Source organism: Streptomyces sp. NPDC039424, from assembly GCF_055639495.1.
Map to the genome: position 1 here is coordinate 1 of NZ_JBVKAI010000010.1, position 17,084 is coordinate 17,084.

15 protein-coding genes are annotated in these 17,084 nt (G+C 71.4%); 9 read left to right on the forward strand and 6 right to left on the reverse strand.

All coding sequences use genetic code 11. The features are described 5' to 3' along the window. Positions 1 to 95: 95 nt before the first annotated feature. From ACZ7L0_RS24160 to afsR, 5 genes are all read right to left on the reverse strand, one after another. A complete protein-coding gene (locus tag ACZ7L0_RS24160; protein ID WP_471244610.1) occupies positions 96 to 1,031 on the reverse strand; it encodes a hypothetical protein in 936 nt (311 codons plus the stop codon). Positions 1,032 to 1,089: 58 nt separating this feature from the next. Beyond that, positions 1,090 to 1,560, reverse strand: coding sequence for a DUF397 domain-containing protein (locus ACZ7L0_RS24165; RefSeq protein WP_471244611.1), 471 nt, complete (start codon positions 1,558 to 1,560; stop codon positions 1,090 to 1,092). A gap of 48 nt (positions 1,561 to 1,608) precedes the next feature. After that, entirely contained in the window at positions 1,609 to 1,755 is a 147-nt protein-coding gene (locus tag ACZ7L0_RS24170) for a hypothetical protein (protein ID WP_471244612.1), read from the reverse strand. Between the two features lie 190 nt (positions 1,756 to 1,945). Next, the gene (locus ACZ7L0_RS24175) at positions 1,946 to 2,155 is read right to left on the reverse strand and encodes a hypothetical protein (RefSeq protein ID WP_471244613.1); all 210 of its coding nucleotides are present in this window, start codon (positions 2,153 to 2,155) and stop codon (positions 1,946 to 1,948) included. A gap of 204 nt (positions 2,156 to 2,359) precedes the next feature. Then, positions 2,360 to 5,323, reverse strand: coding sequence for an SARP-family global regulator AfsR (gene afsR, locus ACZ7L0_RS24180; RefSeq protein WP_471244614.1), 2,964 nt, complete (start codon positions 5,321 to 5,323; stop codon positions 2,360 to 2,362). A gap of 210 nt (positions 5,324 to 5,533) precedes the next feature. Between afsR and ACZ7L0_RS24185 the strand changes: the two genes are divergently transcribed. From ACZ7L0_RS24185 to ACZ7L0_RS24215, 7 genes are all read left to right on the forward strand, one after another. Continuing rightward, complete coding sequence (locus ACZ7L0_RS24185; protein WP_471244615.1) at positions 5,534 to 6,790, forward strand: amidohydrolase family protein; 1,257 nt, start codon at positions 5,534 to 5,536, stop codon at positions 6,788 to 6,790. 132 nt (positions 6,791 to 6,922) lie between these two features. After that, entirely contained in the window at positions 6,923 to 8,395 is a 1,473-nt protein-coding gene (locus ACZ7L0_RS24190; RefSeq protein ID WP_471244616.1) for a VCBS repeat-containing protein, read from the forward strand. 134 nt (positions 8,396 to 8,529) lie between these two features. Next, on the forward strand, positions 8,530 to 9,468 hold the full coding sequence (locus ACZ7L0_RS24195; protein ID WP_471244617.1) for an LLM class F420-dependent oxidoreductase: 939 nt from the start codon (positions 8,530 to 8,532) through the stop codon (positions 9,466 to 9,468). A gap of 9 nt (positions 9,469 to 9,477) precedes the next feature. After that, positions 9,478 to 10,248 (forward strand): SDR family NAD(P)-dependent oxidoreductase, encoded by a 771-nt coding sequence (locus ACZ7L0_RS24200; RefSeq protein ID WP_471244618.1) that lies wholly within the window; start codon positions 9,478 to 9,480, stop codon positions 10,246 to 10,248. Between the two features lie 109 nt (positions 10,249 to 10,357). Beyond that, positions 10,358 to 11,476, forward strand: coding sequence for an LLM class flavin-dependent oxidoreductase (locus ACZ7L0_RS24205; RefSeq protein WP_471244619.1), 1,119 nt, complete (start codon positions 10,358 to 10,360; stop codon positions 11,474 to 11,476). Between the two features lie 13 nt (positions 11,477 to 11,489). After that, the gene (locus tag ACZ7L0_RS24210; RefSeq protein ID WP_471244620.1) at positions 11,490 to 13,220 is read left to right on the forward strand and encodes an N-acyl-D-amino-acid deacylase family protein; all 1,731 of its coding nucleotides are present in this window, start codon (positions 11,490 to 11,492) and stop codon (positions 13,218 to 13,220) included. Next, on the forward strand, positions 13,217 to 14,668 hold the full coding sequence (locus ACZ7L0_RS24215; RefSeq protein WP_471244621.1) for an aldehyde dehydrogenase family protein: 1,452 nt from the start codon (positions 13,217 to 13,219) through the stop codon (positions 14,666 to 14,668). Before ACZ7L0_RS24210 ends, ACZ7L0_RS24215 begins: the two co-directional genes overlap by 4 nt. 12 nt (positions 14,669 to 14,680) lie before the next feature. Here ACZ7L0_RS24215 and ACZ7L0_RS24220 read toward each other — a convergent pair whose 3' ends face one another. Further along, positions 14,681 to 15,076 (reverse strand): nitroreductase/quinone reductase family protein, encoded by a 396-nt coding sequence (locus tag ACZ7L0_RS24220; RefSeq protein ID WP_471244622.1) that lies wholly within the window; start codon positions 15,074 to 15,076, stop codon positions 14,681 to 14,683. A gap of 135 nt (positions 15,077 to 15,211) precedes the next feature. On the opposite strand from ACZ7L0_RS24220, the gene ACZ7L0_RS24225 reads away from it, so the two are divergent. After that, positions 15,212 to 16,222, forward strand: coding sequence for a permease (locus ACZ7L0_RS24225; RefSeq protein ID WP_471244851.1), 1,011 nt, complete (start codon positions 15,212 to 15,214; stop codon positions 16,220 to 16,222). Next, positions 16,219 to 16,959 carry a TIGR03943 family putative permease subunit gene (locus ACZ7L0_RS24230; RefSeq protein ID WP_471244623.1) on the forward strand — a complete coding sequence of 247 codons (741 nt, stop codon included), beginning with the start codon at positions 16,219 to 16,221 and terminating at the stop codon, positions 16,957 to 16,959. The genes ACZ7L0_RS24225 and ACZ7L0_RS24230 overlap by 4 nt, the downstream gene beginning before the upstream one ends. The last annotated feature ends 125 nt before the right edge of the window (positions 16,960 to 17,084 follow it).

A 17,084-nucleotide genomic window follows, 5' to 3' on the forward strand; every position in this document is an offset into this window, starting at 1 on the left:
GTGGCCCGCAGGGCCATCGGCGCAGCCGACGCGAAGCGCCCTTTACTCGGGCCGTGGAAGCACGACAATGACCAAGAAGCGGGCGGCCCCCACGGTCACCGGGAATCGTGGGCCAGGGCAGCCAGGCCGGCCCGGATCTCCTCGACCATGTAGGCGGGCCGATGGAAGACGTCCTCGGCGCCGAAGCGGAGGAGGCTGCGGATCTCCGGGCACTGGAGGAGCTGGTTGTAGCGGGCGATGTCCCTGCGGTGGGCGTCGCGGGTGCCGTGGTAGGCGTAGCCCTCGATCTCCACCGCCAGCCCTTCCGCCCGGAACAGGAAGTCGACGAAGCGGCGCCGGCCGTCCGGGGTGTGCAGCTCGGCCTGGCTCTCGGGGTGGAGCCCGGCGTCGTACATGCGCAGCCGGGCAACGGTCTCGGCCGGTGATCCGGTCAGCGGACCGGTCAGGCGCAGCCAGCCACGAGCCCGGGCCGACCCCCGCGAGGGAGGCTCAAGCGCGGCGGTGATCGAATCGGGCCCGACGAGCGGTGGGCGGCGGGTGCCTTCAACTCTGCGGTAGGACAGAGCCGAGTCCACTGCGACGACCGCCTCGTCCCTCGGGCCGCCCCGGAGGAGGTCGGCGAGCGTGCGGGGCGGGGCGGTGAGCCGCAGTCCCTGTCGTTCGAACACGTCCTGCGTGCTGAGCGGCAGCCGGTGTACGCGCACGCCGCTGCCCACGCGGCGGATGGTGAGCTGCGGGTCGATGAAGTGCAGGGGTGCCTCTGAGGCACGGGTGAGCGTCTCGATCCGCCAGATGGCAGCCGCTGAACGGTGGCTCACGACGAGCCGGGGTTCGAGTAGCTGCACCGCCCGGAGCCGCGTGAGGAGGTCCAGGTCCCGCCCCGGCTCCGCCCAGGCGCCGTACCGGAGCCGGACCCATCCCTCGGCCCGCAGCACGCGCGCCAGGCTCCGCCGGGGCCAGCCCGCCTCCACGGCCCGCGCGGTGAGGAGGATGCCCCTCTCCGCCAGCGCCTGTAAGTCCCTTCGCTCCACCCAGGCAAGATCCCAGAATCCCCAACCGGCCGCTCAGCCTGTGGATAACTCGGCGGGGTCAGCCCCTCAGGGCGTCGAGGAAGACCGTCGGGGCGGAGGGGCGGAAGAGGAGTACGGGGCCGTCCTGGGGCTCTTTCGAGTCGCGGACGGGGACGGCGTAGGGGTGGGCGGTGGCGGAACGGGACGCTGCGGAAGCTTCTCTCCGCGAGTTGTTCGAGCGTGAGGCCGGACAGCTTGCGCTGGTAGCGCAACTCGGCGCCGTAGAAGGAGGGGACGTTCGCGGATGCGTCGGGGTCCCTGGCGTGGGGCACAACTCATCACCGACGTTCGTCACTTGCGCTTGCGCAGTCGAAACCCCTTCAGTGGTACGCGGGTCGGCGTCACTTGTGATTGTCTCATGACTGTACGCACAGGAAGGTGTAACGCGGCCGCGTCCCCACATCCCCCGCCAGCAAGTGGCGGGCAAGACCGTGCGATGCGAGTTGGCGACGGAGGCGGAGAGGGCGGCCTCATGTCGCCGGGGTGACATGGCAGGGGGACCGGGCGATGCGCTCGGCCCCACCGATGGTGTCCCGTGTCAGGGCATGTGGTTGTCCAGCGGAGCCACGACACTGTCCTGCGGGCTCACCGGCATGTGGTTGTCCGCCAGTGCAGGGCTGGTCGCGACAGCCGTGGCACCGAGCACCAAGGCGATGGTGGCGAGGATCTTCTTGGTACGCGTCATCTCAGCTCCTGTTAAGAAGGGGGCTTCAAGGGCGGAAGCGACGTTAATTCCCAAGGAACGATTGTTCGAGTAGATCGAATGCTTCTTGCCAAAGAACGGCTTGGATCTTGTTCTGGCCCCAGACACGCCTCGGCCGCGACGGCTCCCCCTCCGCGCCGCCGCGGCCGATCCCCCGTCGTGTGTGAGGGCGTTACGCCTTCTCGGAGCCGGCGTGGTTCTCCAGGGTCTTCAGGATGCCCTCTTCCACAACACCAGCGTGGTTTTCGAGCGGCTTGATGGTTTCGCTCTCCGTGGTGCTGCCCGCATGGTTCTCCAGCGGCTCGACAGTGGAGCCGTCGTCCGGGCTGCCGGCGTGGTTTTCCAGCGTCTTGATCTTGTGCTTCTGCGAGGTGTCGCTCATCGTCGGCAACTTTCTGTCGAGCGTCCTAGAAGGATGATCGCCCGTCCGGCGACTCCCCCGAGGACCGCCGGACGGGCTTCAAGGCCGTTCACCCTAGCGGTGGGGCCGAGTGCCGTGCCGTCTGCCCCCCGACGCGACGGACCGGCACTTATGAGGATGACGAACGGCGATAAACAAACAATGAACGCCGACTCCGACGGTTCGTCAGGCTGCGGCGGCCGGCCGGAGGAGGGCCTTCACATGCTCGGCCTCGGCGGCGCCGAACTGCTCGTGGATGTTGAGGGCCTCGCTCCAGCAGGCCCTCGCCCGGTCGGTCTGCCCGAGCTGGTTGAGTGCTTGGCCCAGCGTCGTCAGCACGTTGGCCCGCATCCAATCACCTCCGATGACCCGGAGGGCGAGTGCTTGCTCGGCGTGGCGTGCTGACAAGGCGTGGTGCCCGGCGGCCAGATGCGTTTCGGAGATACGGAAGTTGGCGGTCCCCTCCCAGAGACGCTGCCTGTTGTCTTGGAACAACCGCAGCGCTTCGTGGAGTTGCTCCAGAGCCTCCGGACCACGATCGGCCGCGCTGAGCGCGATGCCGAGCGCGAGGCGCGCGTTGGCGACACGGAGGGTAAGCCCGAGCTGGTCGTAGATGGCCAGTCCCCGTCTGGCCAGCTCGACCGCGCTGGTCAGCCGCCCGAGCTTGACGTGGATACGGGACAGGTTGCACAGAGCGCTGGCCTCGCCCGGCAGGTTTCCGTCCGCGCGGTAGTTGGCGATCGCCTCTTGCAGGTGCCGCTCCCCGTCGTCGTTGCGCCCTTGATAGAGGGCGATGATTCCGCGGTCGTTGGGGGCCCAGCAGCAAGGCGCGAGGTCTCCTGACTTCTGCGCGAGGAGGATGGCCAGGCGTGCCTCCTCATCCGCCTGCGTGAACTTGTCGGAGACCAGGAGCGCATTGGTCAACGCGGTGCGCGCGCGGCCTTCGGAACGGCTGTCGCCACTCTCCTGGGCCATGTCTCGCAAGGCCACAGCGGTGCTTTCGTACTGGTGGGAATTCGTCCCGGATTCCGTGAGGTCCTTGGCGACCCACAACAGGTCTACGGCCCGCCTGAGCATGTCGCGCCCGGCGCTCTGGCGGACGCAGGCCAGGAGGCAGTCACCTTCCGCGTACAGCCAGTCCACGGCGGCCTTGGAGTCCGTGAAGGTCAGGCCCGGGTATTGAGTGGGCTCGAGGTGATCCACCAATCGATCGCCCGGCCGCTCGATCGCGTAGACCCCCGCCGCGGTGGCCAGGTAAAAGTCCAGCAACCGCGACATAGCCGCATCCCGAGAACTCCCCGGCACCTCGTCCCTCTCCGCACAAGCACGCGCGTAGAGCCGGACCAGATCATGGAACCGGTACCGGCCGGGTGCCGCTGATTCCAGTAGTGAGGTGTCGACCAGGGCTTCGAGCAGGTCCTCGGTCTCCTCTGTGGGCAGGTTCAGTACCGCCGCTGCCGCCGCCAGTGACATGTCCGGTCCGTCGGCCAGACCCAGGAGGCGGAAGGCTCGGGCCTGGGCGGGCTCCAGTTGGCCGTAGCCCAGTTCGAAGGTGGCCTTCACGGCCAGGTCCCCGGCCTGGAGCTCGTCGAGTCGGCGCCGCTCGTCCGCGAGCTTCGCGGCCAGTACGGAGACCGTCCAGGTGCGCCGGGCGGCGAGACGGGAGGCCGCGATGCGGATGGCCAGCGGGAGGAAGCCGCACGCGGCCACCACGTCCAGCGCGGCCTCGCGCTCAGAGGCCACCCGTTCCTCGCCCACGATCTTCGTGAACAGGGACAGCGCCTCGTCCGGGGACATCACGTCCAGGTCGACGAGATGGGCCCCGGCAAGGTCCACCATCCGCACCCGGGACGTCACGAGGGCCGCGCACCCTTCCGTCCCGGGCAGCAGGGGCCGTACCTGGGCGGCGTCCCGGGCGTTGTCCAGCAGGACGAGGACGCGTCGGCCGTCCAGTACCGACCGGTAGAGGGCCGCCCGTTCCTCCAGTGAGTCCGGGATGGCCGAGTCCGCGGTGCCCAGTGCGCGCAGGAAGGAGCCCAGTACGGTCTCCGGCTCCGCGGACCTCGCGCCGGCGCCCTGGAGGTCGACGTAGAGCTGGCCGTCGGGGAAGGCGGTCCGTGCCTGGTGGGCGACGTGGACCGCGAGCGTCGTCTTTCCGACGCCGCCGATGCCCGCGAGTGCCGATACGGCCATCACCCGGCCCTCGGCCTCCGACGCCGATGCCAGTACGGTGCTCAGCTCGCCGACTACGGCGGCCCGGCCCGTGAAGTCGGCGACGGTGGCGGGGAGTTGCGCCGGGCGGACCGGGACCACCGCGGGTTCCGCCACCGGCGCCGAGGGTTCCGCCAGTGCGGGGTCGGCCTGAAGGATCCGCTGCTGGAGTTCTCTGAGCCCGGGGCGCGGATCCACCCCGAGTTCCTCCGCGAGCAGGCGCCGGGTGTCCGCGTACACCGCGAGGGCCTCCGCCTGGCGGCCGCTGCGGTACAGGGCCAGCATCAGGAGCTCGCGCAGGCGTTCCCGGAGGGGGTGGGCGGCGGTGAGGGCGGTCAGTTCGGAGACCGCCTCCGCGTGGCAGCCCTGCTCCAGGTCCATGTCCAGGCGGGACTCCAGGAGTTGGAGGCGCCACTCCTCCAGGCGGACCCGTTGCGCGTCCGCGTACGGGCCGGGTACGCCCGCCAGCGGTTCCCCGTCCCACAGTGCCAGCGCCCGGTTCAGTACGTCCCGGGCGTGGCACAGGTCCCCGGAGTTGCGGGCCTTCTCCGCCTCCGCCGCCAGGTTCTGGGCCACGGCCAGGTCCAGGGCGCCGTCGCCGAGGCCGCGTACCGCGTAGCCGCCGGACTCGCTCACCAGGACGCCGGGGTCCAGTACCTTCCGCAGCCTGGAGGCGTACGTCCGTACCGCCGCCAGGGCCTGCGAGGGCGGCTCGGTGCCCCAGAGGGCGTCGATCAGTTCCGCGGCGGTCGCCGTCCTGCCCTCGCGCAGCAGAAGGGCGGCCAGGAGGGCGCGCTGCTGGGGGGAGCCGGTGTTGAGCGGCTCCCCGCCGTGCCAGGCGCGCACGGGACCGAGCACGCCGAAGCGCAGCGTCTCCGGCTCCTCGTGCGAGGAGGAGCCGGGACGCCGCTGCTCCGGTACTCGCGGTCCACCGTCCATGCGTTCGTCCCCCTAGGCATCCCGAACAACTACGTCAGTTTGCCTTGTTCGGGGCGGATGCGTCAGCCGTGCGAGACGCCGATCACAGGCGGCGCACGGGAGTCCACAACCCCCTCACATGCTCTCCTCACAGTTCCGCACAGACCTCGTCAGCACCGACCAGCGGTTCAGTTACTGACGGTCCGTCAGATCAGCGCTACCGTGGGCGCCATGGACACCCAGAGCGACTTCCCCCGGATCATCTCCGTCGACGACCACACCGTGGAGCCCGCCCGGGTCTGGCAGGACCGGCTCCCGAAGAAGTACCTGGACACCGGCCCCCGGATAGTCCGCGCGCCGCTCAAGGAAATGACCTTCCTCGGCGGGCGGTTCGCGCCCGTCATGGGGAATCCCGGGGATGACGGGCCGGTCGGCGACTGGTGGGTGTACGAGGATCTGCACCGGCCCCTCACCCGCCTCGACACCGCCGTCGGCTACAGCAGGGACGAGATCAGGCTCGAGGTCATCACGTACGAGCAGATGCGGCCGGGGTCGTACGACGTCCCGCAGCGTCTGGCCGACATGGACGTCAACCATGTGCAGTCGGCCCTGTGTTTCCCCACGTTCCCCCGCTTCTGCGGCCAGACCTTCACCGAGGCCGGGGACCGCGACCTCGGGCTGCTGTGCGTGCGGGCCTACAACGACTGGATGGTGGAGGAGTGGTGCGGGCCGGACGCGCACGGCCGGCTCATACCGCTCACGCTCATTCCGCTGTGGGACCCCGGGCTGGCGGCCGAAGAGGTCCGGCGCAACGCCGCCCGCGGGGTCCGCGCCGTCGCCTTCTCCGAGATACCCCCGCACCTGGGCCTGCCCTCCGTGCACACCGACGAGTGGGACCCCTTCCTCGCCGCCTGCGACGAGACCGGAACGGTCGTCGCCATGCACATCGGCTCCAGCAGCCGCATGCCCTCCACCTCCGCCGACGCCCCGCCCGCCGTCGGCTCCACCATCACCTTCGCCAACTGCTGCTTCTCGATGGTGGACTGGCTGATGAGCGGCAAGTTCGAGCGCTTCCCGAATCTGCGGGTGATGTACGCGGAAGGGCAGATCGGCTGGATCCCGTACATCCTGGAGCGGGCCGATGTGGTGTGGGAGGAGAACCGGGGCTGGGGCGGTGTCGCCGACAAGGTGCACCGGCCGCCCTCCGAGCTCTTCGCCGACCACGTCTACGGCTGCTTCTTCGACGACGCCTTCGGGCTGCGCAACCTCGACTCGATCGGGGTGGGCAACGTGCTGTACGAGACCGACTACCCGCACTCCGACTCCACCTGGCCGAAGTCCCGCGAGGTCGGCGAGGCGCAGATGGGGCACCTGGCGGCCGACGTGGTCGAGCGGATCGTACGGCGGAACGCGATCGAGCTGCTGGGGCTGACGGAGGACGGCCTGTGGCCGGGCGGGGTCGTCGGGGCCGCCGGGGCCGTCGGTTAACGCCCGGGGAATTTCCGCCGCCCTCCAGGGCAACCCCGTCGCCGTGGGGTGAGTCGTACTGGGCGACGGCGTGAGGATCTTGACTCCTCCCGTTGGTCAACTGCTGTTCCACTGACGGGAGTTGGGTTCTTCATGAGCAAGCGCAGGTTTCGTTCCCGCCGCCTCGGACTCGTGGCCGCCGTGGCCGTCGCCGGAGCCGTCGTCGGGCCGGTGAGCGCGCACGCGGCCGGTACGCCGTCCGCCGGTGCGCAGAGCGTGCGCGCCGACTTCAACGGCGACGGGTACGCGGACCTCGCCGTCGCCGCGTCGTGGGGCAAGGTCGGCGGGCACACCCGTGCGGGGTACGTGAGCGTCGTGTACGGCTCGTCGAAGGGGCTGGACACCACCCACCGGCAGGTCATCAGCCAGGACACGGCGGGCATACCCGGCGGGGCCGAGGCCGACGACTGGTTCGGCTCCGGTCTCGCCCTCGGCGACCTGGACGGCGACGGGTTCGCGGACCTGGTCGTCGGCGCGGGCGGTGAGGACGTCGGCTCCGTGCAGAACGCGGGCACCCTGACCGTGGTCTGGGGCGGGAAGGCAGGGCTTGCCGGCGGGAAGGTCGTGGCCACCGGCGCCGAGGGCGACCGGGTCGACGCCGCGCAGCCGAACGTCGGTGACTTCAACGGCGACGGCCACCTCGACGTGGCCACCGCCAACCGCCTGCTGGACGGGCCGTTCACCCGCACCGCCGGTGCCGCGCGCTCCGGTGGCCTCTCGCTGGACTTCGACTACGGCACCGACGACGTGGCCGCCGGGGACGTCGACCACGACGGTGTCACCGACCTGGTCGCGCTCATCCACGACTACGGCGAGGACGGCGAGCCCGTACTCCACCGCGTGGTCTACCTGCACGGCACCAAGCAGGGCCTCGGCGCCCCGGTGCCCCTGAAGAAGGCCGGCGGCACCAAGGTGCCCGGCGGCTCCAGCCTCGCCCTCGGTGACGTGAACAAGGACGGGTACGCGGACGTCGTCATCGGACGCCCCATCGACGGGTCCGGGGAGACCCAGGTCGACTCGGAGCGCATCGGCGGCCAGATCGGCGTGGTGTACGGCTCCGCGGCCGGCCCGGACACCTCGCACACCACGCTCATCAACCAGAACACGTCCGGTGTGCCCGGCACCTCCGAGGTCGGCGACGGCTTCGGATGGGGCGTCTCCGTCGCCGACGTCAACGGGGACGGCTACGCCGACGTGGCGGCCGGTTCCCCGGGCGAGGACATCGGCGAGGCCGCCTCGGCGGGTGCCGTGACCGTGCTGCGGGGCGGGAAGACGGGTCTCACCGGCGCAGGGGCGGTGTCCTTCAGCCAGAACACCGCGGGTGTGCCCGGTACCGCCGAGCAGAACGACTTCTTCGGTACCCACACCGCGCTGGTCGACGCCGACCACGACGGCCGCGCGGACCTGTACGTCGGTGCCCACGGGGAGAACACCTTCGACGGCGCCGTCTGGGCCTTCCGGTCCACCACCACCGGTCCGACCGCTACCGGCTCGGTCGTCTTCGGCCCGGCCACCCTGGGCGCGCCCGTCACCGACGCCAATTTCGGCGGCGGCTTCGCCCGCTGACCCCCAGAGGATCATCAGCCGCGTGATCGACGGCCCCGGCGGACTTGTTCCGCCGGGGCCGTTGCCCTTGCCTGACGGGTCGTCAGCCAAGACGATGGGACCTATCTGACGGACCGTCAAACAAGGGGGTCGTCGTGCCCGTCCTGCCCGAGGGGCGCCTCGCCTACGGCATCCAGCTCCCCGTCCAGTCCCAGAGCACCCTCTACACGGAGGCCTGGGAGGCCGAAGCCGGCCCCGCCGACCTCGTCGCCATCGCCCGCGCCGCCGACCGCGCCGGCTTCGCCTACGTCGCCTGCTGCGACCATGTCGCCATCCCGCGCCGCCTCGCGCCCGCGATGAGCACGGTCTGGTACGACCCCGTCGCCACCCTCGCCCACCTCGCCGCCGTCACCGAACGCGTCCGGCTGCTCAGCCATGTCGCGATCGTCGGGCTGCGGCACCCGCTCGTCACCGCCAAGCAGTACGCGACCCTCGACCACCTGAGCGGAGGGCGACTGGTCCTCGGAGTCGGCGCCGGGCACGTACGGGAGGAGTTCGAGGCGCTGGGGGTGGACTTCGAGCGGCGCGGCCCGCTGCTCGACGAGTCGGTCGACGCGCTCCGGGTGGCCCTGGGTCCGGACGAATTCCCGGAGCACCACGGGAAGTTCTACGACTTCGAGGGGCTCGGCCAGCGGCCCAGGCCCGCCCAGTCCCGTGTCCCCGTCTGGGTCGGGGGCTCCTCGCCCGCCGCCGTACGCCGGGCCGCGCTCAAGGGCGACGGCTGGCTGCCGCAGGGGGATCCGAGGGACCGGCTGCCCGCACAGATCGCCCGGATCCGGGAGCTGCGGGAACGGGCGGGCATCGAGGCGTCCTTCACCGTCGGCGCGATCACCGAGCCCCTGTACGTCGGCCGGGCCGCCTGGGAGGTCGGCCGACGCACGCTCACCGGCGCTCCTGAGGGCCTCGCCGAGTCCCTCCGGGCGTACCGCGCGATGGGCGTGCACCAGATCCAGGTGCGGCTGCGCTGCCGGAGCCGCGAGGAACTCACCGACCAGATCTCGGCGTTCGGCGCCGATGTCGCTCCTCACCTCTAGGGAGACCGCATGGCCAGGCTGGACGGACGCGTCGTCATCATCACCGGTGCGGCGCGCGGGCAGGGCGAGCAGGAGGCGCGGCTCTTCGCGGCGGAGGGCGCGCGGGTGGTCGTCTCGGACGTGCTGGACAAGCAGGGGGAGGCGCTGGCGAAGGAGCTGGGGGCGCCGTACGTGCACCTGGACGTGCGCAGCGAGGCCGACTGGCAGACCGCGCTCGCCGCCGCGCGGACGGCGTACGGCCGCGTCGACGGGCTGGTCAACAACGCGGGCATCCTGCGCTTCAACTCCCTGGTGGACACGCCCCTGGAGGAGTTCATGCAGGTCGTGCAGGTCAACCAGGTGGGCTGCTTCCTCGGGATGAAGACGGTCGCGCCCGCGATGGCCGAGGGCGGGACGATCGTCAACACCGCCTCCTACACCGCGCTGACCGGGATGGCAGCGGTGGGGACGTACGCCGCCACCAAGCACGCCGTCCTCGGACTCACCCGGGTCGCCGCCCTGGAGCTGGCGCCCCGGCGGATCCGCGTCAACGCCGTCTGCCCGGGCGCCATCGACACCCCGATGTCCAATCCGGCCCGGCTGGACCCGGACGCGGACGCCGAGGAGACCTCCCGGGCGCTGGACGAGCTGTACCGCAAGCTCGTGCCGCTGGGCCGGATCGGGAGGCCGGAGGAGGTGGCCCGGCTGGCCCTGTTCCTCACCTCGGACGACTCCTCGTACATCACCGGGCAGCCGTTCGTGATCGACGGCGGATGGCTGGCGGGAGTGAGTGTCATCTGACGGCGGATCTGACGAGTCGTCAGCTATTGACGGTGCATGCGGGCGGTGCAACAGTCGGGCGGCAGACAATCTGACGGTGTGTCAGTAAGTGTAGGGACGGTGACCCGCCTTGGAATTCGGGCTCTTTGTACAGGGATACGTGGGCAAGCGAGCCGAGACCGACCCGCTGGCCGAGCACAAGGCACTGATGGAGGAGACCGAGTACGTCATCCAGGCGGACAAGTCCGGCTTCAAGTACGCCTGGGCGTCCGAGCACCACTTCCTGGACGAGTACTCCCACCTCTCCGCCAACGACGTCTTCCTCGGCTACCTCGCCCACGCCACCGAGCGCATCCACCTCGGCTCCGGCATCTTCAACCCCCTCGCCCAGGTCAACCACCCGGTGAAGGTGGCCGAGAAGGTCGCCATGCTCGACCACCTCTCCCGCAACCGCTTCGAGTTCGGCAGCGGCCGCGGCGCCGGCTCGCACGAGATCCTCGGCTTCCTCCCCGGCATCACCGACATGAACCACACCAAGGAGATCTGGGAAGAGACCATCGCCGAGTTCCCCAAGATGTGGCTCCAGGAGGAGTACGAGGGCTTCCAGGGCAAGCACTGGCAGCTGCCCCCGCGGAAGGTCCTGCCCAAGCCGTACGGCAAGTCGCACCCGGCGATGTGGTACGCGGCCGGGTCCCCGCCGTCGTACGCCATGGCCGCGAAGAAGGGGCTCGGGGTGCTGGGCTTCAGCATCCAGAAGGTCTCCGACATGGAGTGGGTCCTGGAGCAGTACAAGACGGCGATCGTGAACGCCGAGCCGATCGGGGACTTCGTCAACGACAACGTGATGGTGACGACGACGGCGATCTGCGCGCCCACCCACGACGAGGCGATCCGGATCGCGGCCAGTGGCGGACTGCACTACCTCCCCTCCCTCGTCTTCCGCTACCACGACACCTTCCCGCGCCCCGAGGGCTTCCCCCTCTGGCCGGAGACGCTCCCCGAGTACACCCCCGAGTTCGTCGAACTCCTCGTCGAGGAAGAGCTGCTGATCTGCGGCGACCCCGACGAGGTGCTGCGCCAGTGCAAGCGCTGGGAGCAGGCGGGCGCGGACCAGCTCAGCTTCGGCCTGCCGGTCGGGGTGCCGAAGGAGGAGACCCTCCAGACCATCCGGCTGATCGGCGAGCACGTCATCCCGAAGATCGACACGGACCCGGTCCACCGGACCACCCGGTTCCGGGAAGCGGCGTGAGGAGGCCGCGAGGATGCTCGATCACCTGATCAAGGGCGTGACCGTCGTCGACGGCACGGGCGCGCCCGCCTACACCGCCGACGTGGGCATCCGGGACGGCCGGATCGCCGCCCTCGGCTCCGTGACCGAGGAGTCCCGGACCACCGAGGACGCCACCGGCCTCGTCCTCACCCCCGGCTTCGTCGACCCCCACACCCACTACGACGCCCAGCTCTTCTGGGACCCGTACGCCACCCCCTCCCTCAACCACGGGGTGACCACGGTCGCGGCCGGGAACTGCGGGTTCACGCTGGCCCCCCTGAACCCGGAGAGACCCGAGGACGCCGACTACACCCGGCGGATGATGTCCAAGGTGGAGGGCATGTCCCTGGTCGCGCTGGAGGAGGGGGCACCCTGGAACTGGCACGGCTTCGGCGAGTACCTGGACGCGCTGGAGGGCCGGATCGCCGTCAACGCGGGCTTCATGGTGGGCCACTGCGCGCTGCGCCGCTACGTGATGGGCCCGGACGCGGTGGGCGGGCAGCCGACGCCGGAGCAGCTGGAGCGGATGCTGCGCCTCCTCCACGAGGCGATGGACGCGGGCGCCTGGGGCTTCTCCACCACCCAATCGTCCACCCACTCCGACGGCGACGGACAGCCGGTCGCCTCCCGCCACGCACGCCCCGAGGAACTGCTGGCCCTCTCCCGGGCCGTCGGCGAGCACGAGGGCACACAGATCGAGGCGATCGTCGCGGGCTGCCTCGACCAGTTCAGCGACGCCGAGATCGACCTGTTCGTGGAGATGAGCGCGGCGGCCGGACGCCCCCTGAACTGGAACGTCCTCACCGTCGACGCCGCCGTGCCCGAACGCGTCCCCCGCCAGCTCTCCGCGAGCGAGCGGGCCCGGAAGGCGGGCGGCCGGGTCGTCGCCCTGACCATGCCCATCCTCACGCCGATGAACATGTCCCTGGGCACCTTCTGCGCGCTCAACCTGATCCCGGGCTGGGGCGAGATCCTCGGCCTGCCCGTACCGGAGCGGATCGCGCGCCTCGGCGACCCCGCGGTCCGGGCCGAGATGCTGCGCCGCGCCGACTCCAAGGAGGCGGGCGTCTTCCGGCGGCTGGCCGACTTCGGGCGGTACGTCATCGGCGACACGTACAGCGAGGCGAACCGCGGGCTGACCGGCCGCGTGGTACGGGACATCGCGGCGGAGAGGGGCCAGGACCCCTTCGCCTGCCTGGTGGACATCTGCGCGGCCGACGACCTCCGTACGGTCCTGTGGCCGATGCCCACCGACAACGACCCCGCCTCCTGGTCCCTGCGCGCCGAGACCTGGCAGCACGAGGACGTACTGCTCGGCGGCTCCGACGCGGGCGCGCACCTGGACCGCATGTGCGGTGCGCCGTACACCACCCGCTTCCTCGGGGACTGCCTGCGCGGCCGGAAGCTGGTCGGCATCGAGCAGGCGGTGAAGATGCTGACGGACGACCCGGCACGCCTCTTCGGTCTGCGCGAGCGGGGCCGGATCCGGGAGGGCTGGCATGCGGACCTCGTCCTGTTCGACCCGGAGCGGATCGCCGCGGGCCAGGCCACCCTGGTGCACGACCTGCCGGGTGACAGTCCACGGCTGGACTCCAAGGCGCTCGGTGTCCGGGCGGTCTGGGTCAACGGGGTCGAGGCGATCCGGGACGACGTGGTGAGCGGGGCGGTCCCGGGCCGGGTGCTGCGCTCGGGGCGGGACACCCGGACGGTGAGCACCAAGTGAGCGAGGGGCAGCGGCTGTTCATCGCAGGCGCGTGGGTCGAGCCGGACGGCGGCCACTACGAGGTCGTCGACCCGGCGACCGAGGAGACCGTCGGCCGGGCACCGGAGGCCACGCGGGACCAGGCGCTCGCGGCCTGTGCCGCGGCCCGCGAGGCGTTCGGCCCGTGGTCCCGGACCCCGCCGGAGGAACGGGCGGCCGTCCTGGCCCGGGCCGCCGACCACATCCGCGCCCACCTGGTGCCGTACGCCGACCTGGCCCGCGCCGAGACCGGCGCCACGACCGGCACGGCCCGCGCGATGCAGGTCGGCGTGGCCGCGGCCCGCTTCCGCCGGTACGCCCGCGTGGAACCGGCCGAGTGGCCCGTCGCGCCGCAGATCAACGAGGCGGGCCCGATGGGGAAGGCGGGGGTGATGGGCGCGCTGGCCGTGCGCCAGCCGGTCGGCGTCGTCACCTGCGTCACCTCCTACAACAACCCCTGGGCCAACCCCGCCGGAAAGGTCGCCCCGGCGCTCGCCATGGGCAACACGGTGGTCGTCAAACCCGCCCCGCAGGACCCGCTGTCCGTCTACCGCATGGCCGAGGCACTGGAGGCGGCCGGGGCACCCCCCGGAGTCGTCAACGTCGTCTCCGGCCGCGCGGTGCGGGTGGGCGAGGCGACCGTGGCCTCCCCGGACGTCGACATGGTCAGCTTCACCGGTTCCACGGCGGTCGGGCAGCGCATCGCCGAGGTGTGCGGGCGGGGGATGAAGCGGCAGCTGATGGAGCTGGGCGGGAAGGGCGCGGCGGTCGTCTTCGAGGACGCTGACATCGGGTCGGCGGTGGCCGGGATCGGTACGACCTTCTCCTTCTACAGCGGGCAGATCTGCACGGCGCCGACGCGGGTGCTGGTGCAGCGGGGGGTGTACGACCGTCTCGTCTCGGGGCTTGCCGCGTACGCGGGAAGGCTGAAGGTGGGGGATCCGGCCGAGGCGGACACGGTGGTGGGCCCGGTGATCTCCGCCGGACACCGGGACCGTGTGGAGTCGTACGTCGAACTGGCCCGCAAGGAGGGCGCCACCGTGGTCGCCGGCGGTGAACGCCCCCCGCTCGACCGCGGCTTCTACGTCTCCCCGACCCTCCTCGCCGACTGCACCAACGACATGCGGGTGGCCCGCGAGGAGATCTTCGGCCCGGTGGTCTCGGTGATCCCCTTCGACGACGAGGAGGAGGCCGTGGCCCTGGCCAACGACTCCGACTACGGCCTGATCGACTACGTCTGGTCCGGCGACGTCGCCCGCGCCTTCCGGGTGGCCCGGCGGCTGCGGGCCGGCGGGGTCGGGATCAACACCGTCGGCCGCAACATGGAGGCGCCGTTCGGGGGGTTCAAGAGGAGCGGGGTCGGCCGGGACGTGGGGGTCTACGCGCTGCACGCGTACAGCGAGGTGCAGGCGATCGTCTGGCCGGGGTGAGGTGAAGGAGCCTCAGGCGTCCAGATCGACCCGTACGGTCAGCAGACTGGTCCCCAGCGCCCGTACCGCCGCACTGTTCCCCCGGGGCAGGCCGCGGAGGCGGGCGACCGGGTCGTCGTCGGGCATCAGGTGGGCGGTACCGGTGTGCCAGTGCCCCCGGAGTCGGACCCGTACCGCCGGGTTCGCCTTGATGTTCCGGACGTACTGGGACTTCTCCCCGAACTCCGACACCAGCCAGAAGGAGTCCCCGACCCGGCGACCGCCCACGGGGGTCTGGCGGGGCAGGCCGGAGGTACGGCCCGTGGTCTCCAGGACCGTCTGGAGCGGGAGGCGGCGCGTGACCGGGTTGGCCAGGTGGCGCTGGAAGGCGGTGGTGGCGCGGAATCTGAGGTCGGCGAGGCGGGACATCGTCGCGAAACTCCCTTGGGATCGGCTTGACCTGGAAGTGCTGCGTCCACGCTATGTTCGACTCCGGCATCAGTGGGGTGGGGAGCTGGGGTGCAGAAGACCGAGGAACCGGCGCGAGGGGCCGAGGCGGCCGGGGTGACCGGGACGGACGGGGTGGCCACGGCGACCACCGGCGACGACACCCGAGCCGCCCCACCCCGCTTCTGGCCGCTCCTGCTGCTCGCGGCGGCCGTCCTCCCCGGCACGGCGATCGTCCTCGTCGGCCGGTGGTCGGAGGGACCGGCGCTGCAGGCCTGGCGGACCGTGTGCCTCGCCGTCACCATGCAGGCGTTGCCGTTCCTGTTGCTGGGCACGGCCCTGTCCGGTGCGATCAACGCGTTCGTACCGGCCCGGGTGTTCACCCGGCTGCTGCCGAGCCGGCCCGCGCTCGCCGTCCCGGTCGCCTCGGTCGCCGGGGCCGTGCTGCCAGGCTGCGAGTGCGCCTCGGTGCCGGTCGCGAACAGCCTGATCGGGCGCGGGGTCACGCCCGCCGCCGCCTTCGCCTTCCTTCTCTCGGCCCCCGCCGTCAACCCGGTCGTCCTGACCGCCACGGCCATCGCCTTCCCCGGCAACCCCGCCATGGTCCTGGCCCGCCTGCTGGCCTCGCTCGCCACCGCCGCCGCGATGGGCTGGCTGTGGCTGTGGCGGGGCCGCGAGGAGTGGCTGAGACCGGCCGTCCGCCACACGGGCCACCACCCGGGTCGCAGCCGCTGGACGGAGTTCCGGCGCGGCTTCCAGCACGACTTCCTGCACGCGGGCGGCTTCCTGGTCGTCGGCGCCATGGCGGCGGCCACCTTCAACGTCACGGTCCCGCGCTCCGTCCTCGACACCTTCTCCGGCTCGCCCTGGCTGTCGGTGCTGTTCCTGGCCGGGCTGGCCGTCGTACTCGCCGTGTGCTCGGAGGCCGACGCCTTCGTGGCCGCGTCCCTCACCGGCTTCTCGCCCGTCGCCCGGCTGGCGTTCATGGTGGTCGGCCCCATGGTCGACCTGAAGCTCATCGCCCTCCAGACCGGCACCTTCGGCCGGGCCTTCGCGCTCCGTTTCTCCGCCGCCACCACGGTCGTCGCCGTGCTGTGCACCGCCCTGATCGGAGGAGCGCTGCTGTGAAGCGTCCCGTACCCGCCCTGCTCCTCACCCTCAGCGGCATCGGCCTGCTGCACGCCTCGCTCTTCACGGACCTGTACCTGCGGTACGTCAAGGCGGGGATGCGGCCGCTGCTGATCGCGTCCGGAGTGGTGCTGCTCGTGCTGGCGGGGGCGGAGGCGTGGTCGTGGCTAAGACGGGACGCGGACGGCGACCACGACGACGGTCACGGGCACGACCACTCCAGGGTGCCCCGCACCGCGTGGCTGCTGGTCCTCCCCGCCCTGAGCCTGCTCCTCCACGCCCCGCCGGCCCTCGGTGCGTACACCGCCTCCCGGGCGGCCCCCAAGGAGGTCACCGAGCAGGAGCACTTCGACCCCCTGCCCGCGACCTCACCGCTGCCGATCACGCTCACCGACTTCACCCGCCGGGTGCAGCAGGACCGGGGCCGGGCCATCAAGGGCCGCAGCGTGCGGATGACGGGTCTCGTGACGCCCGGCAAGAGCGGCGAGGACAGCTGGTACCTGACCCGGATCATCATTTCGTGCTGCGCGGCGGACGCGCAGACCGTGAAGGTGCGGATCTACGGCGTCCCGGCACCCTCCGCCAACACCTGGGTCGCCGTCACCGGAACCTGGCACCCCGGCGGCATCCTGGGCACCAGCACCGCCCCGGCCGCCCTCGACGCCCACACCCTCAAGAAGGTCCCGCGCCCGACGAACGGCTACGCGGATGCCCTGCCGTTCCCGGCCACCCGCTGACGTCAGGGGCGGTGAAGAACGCGGCCCACGGGGAGGCAAGAGCGCGGCACCAGCGGACCTCACCCCACCGGCACGGATGCCGACCAGTCGGTATGGACAGATGGCCCCGGGCCCGGTACACCTTT

What these genes read in the sequence shown, in the direction of transcription:
- ACZ7L0_RS24165 (WP_471244611.1), bottom strand. Translation starts at nt 1,560, where the DNA reads ATGTCACCCCGGCGACATGAGGCCGCCCTCTCCGCCTCCGTCGCCAAC.
- ACZ7L0_RS24170 (WP_471244612.1), bottom strand. Translation starts at nt 1,755, where the DNA reads ATGACGCGTACCAAGAAGATCCTCGCCACCATCGCCTTGGTGCTCGGT.
- ACZ7L0_RS24175 (WP_471244613.1), bottom strand. Translation starts at nt 2,155, where the DNA reads ATGAGCGACACCTCGCAGAAGCACAAGATCAAGACGCTGGAAAACCAC.
- afsR (WP_471244614.1), bottom strand. Translation starts at nt 5,323, where the DNA reads ATGGACGGTGGACCGCGAGTACCGGAGCAGCGGCGTCCCGGCTCCTCC.
- ACZ7L0_RS24185 (WP_471244615.1), top strand. Translation starts at nt 5,534, where the DNA reads ATGGACACCCAGAGCGACTTCCCCCGGATCATCTCCGTCGACGACCAC.
- ACZ7L0_RS24190 (WP_471244616.1), top strand. Translation starts at nt 6,923, where the DNA reads ATGAGCAAGCGCAGGTTTCGTTCCCGCCGCCTCGGACTCGTGGCCGCC.
- ACZ7L0_RS24200 (WP_471244618.1), top strand. Translation starts at nt 9,478, where the DNA reads ATGGCCAGGCTGGACGGACGCGTCGTCATCATCACCGGTGCGGCGCGC.
- ACZ7L0_RS24210 (WP_471244620.1), top strand. Translation starts at nt 11,490, where the DNA reads ATGCTCGATCACCTGATCAAGGGCGTGACCGTCGTCGACGGCACGGGC.
- ACZ7L0_RS24220 (WP_471244622.1), bottom strand. Translation starts at nt 15,076, where the DNA reads ATGTCCCGCCTCGCCGACCTCAGATTCCGCGCCACCACCGCCTTCCAG.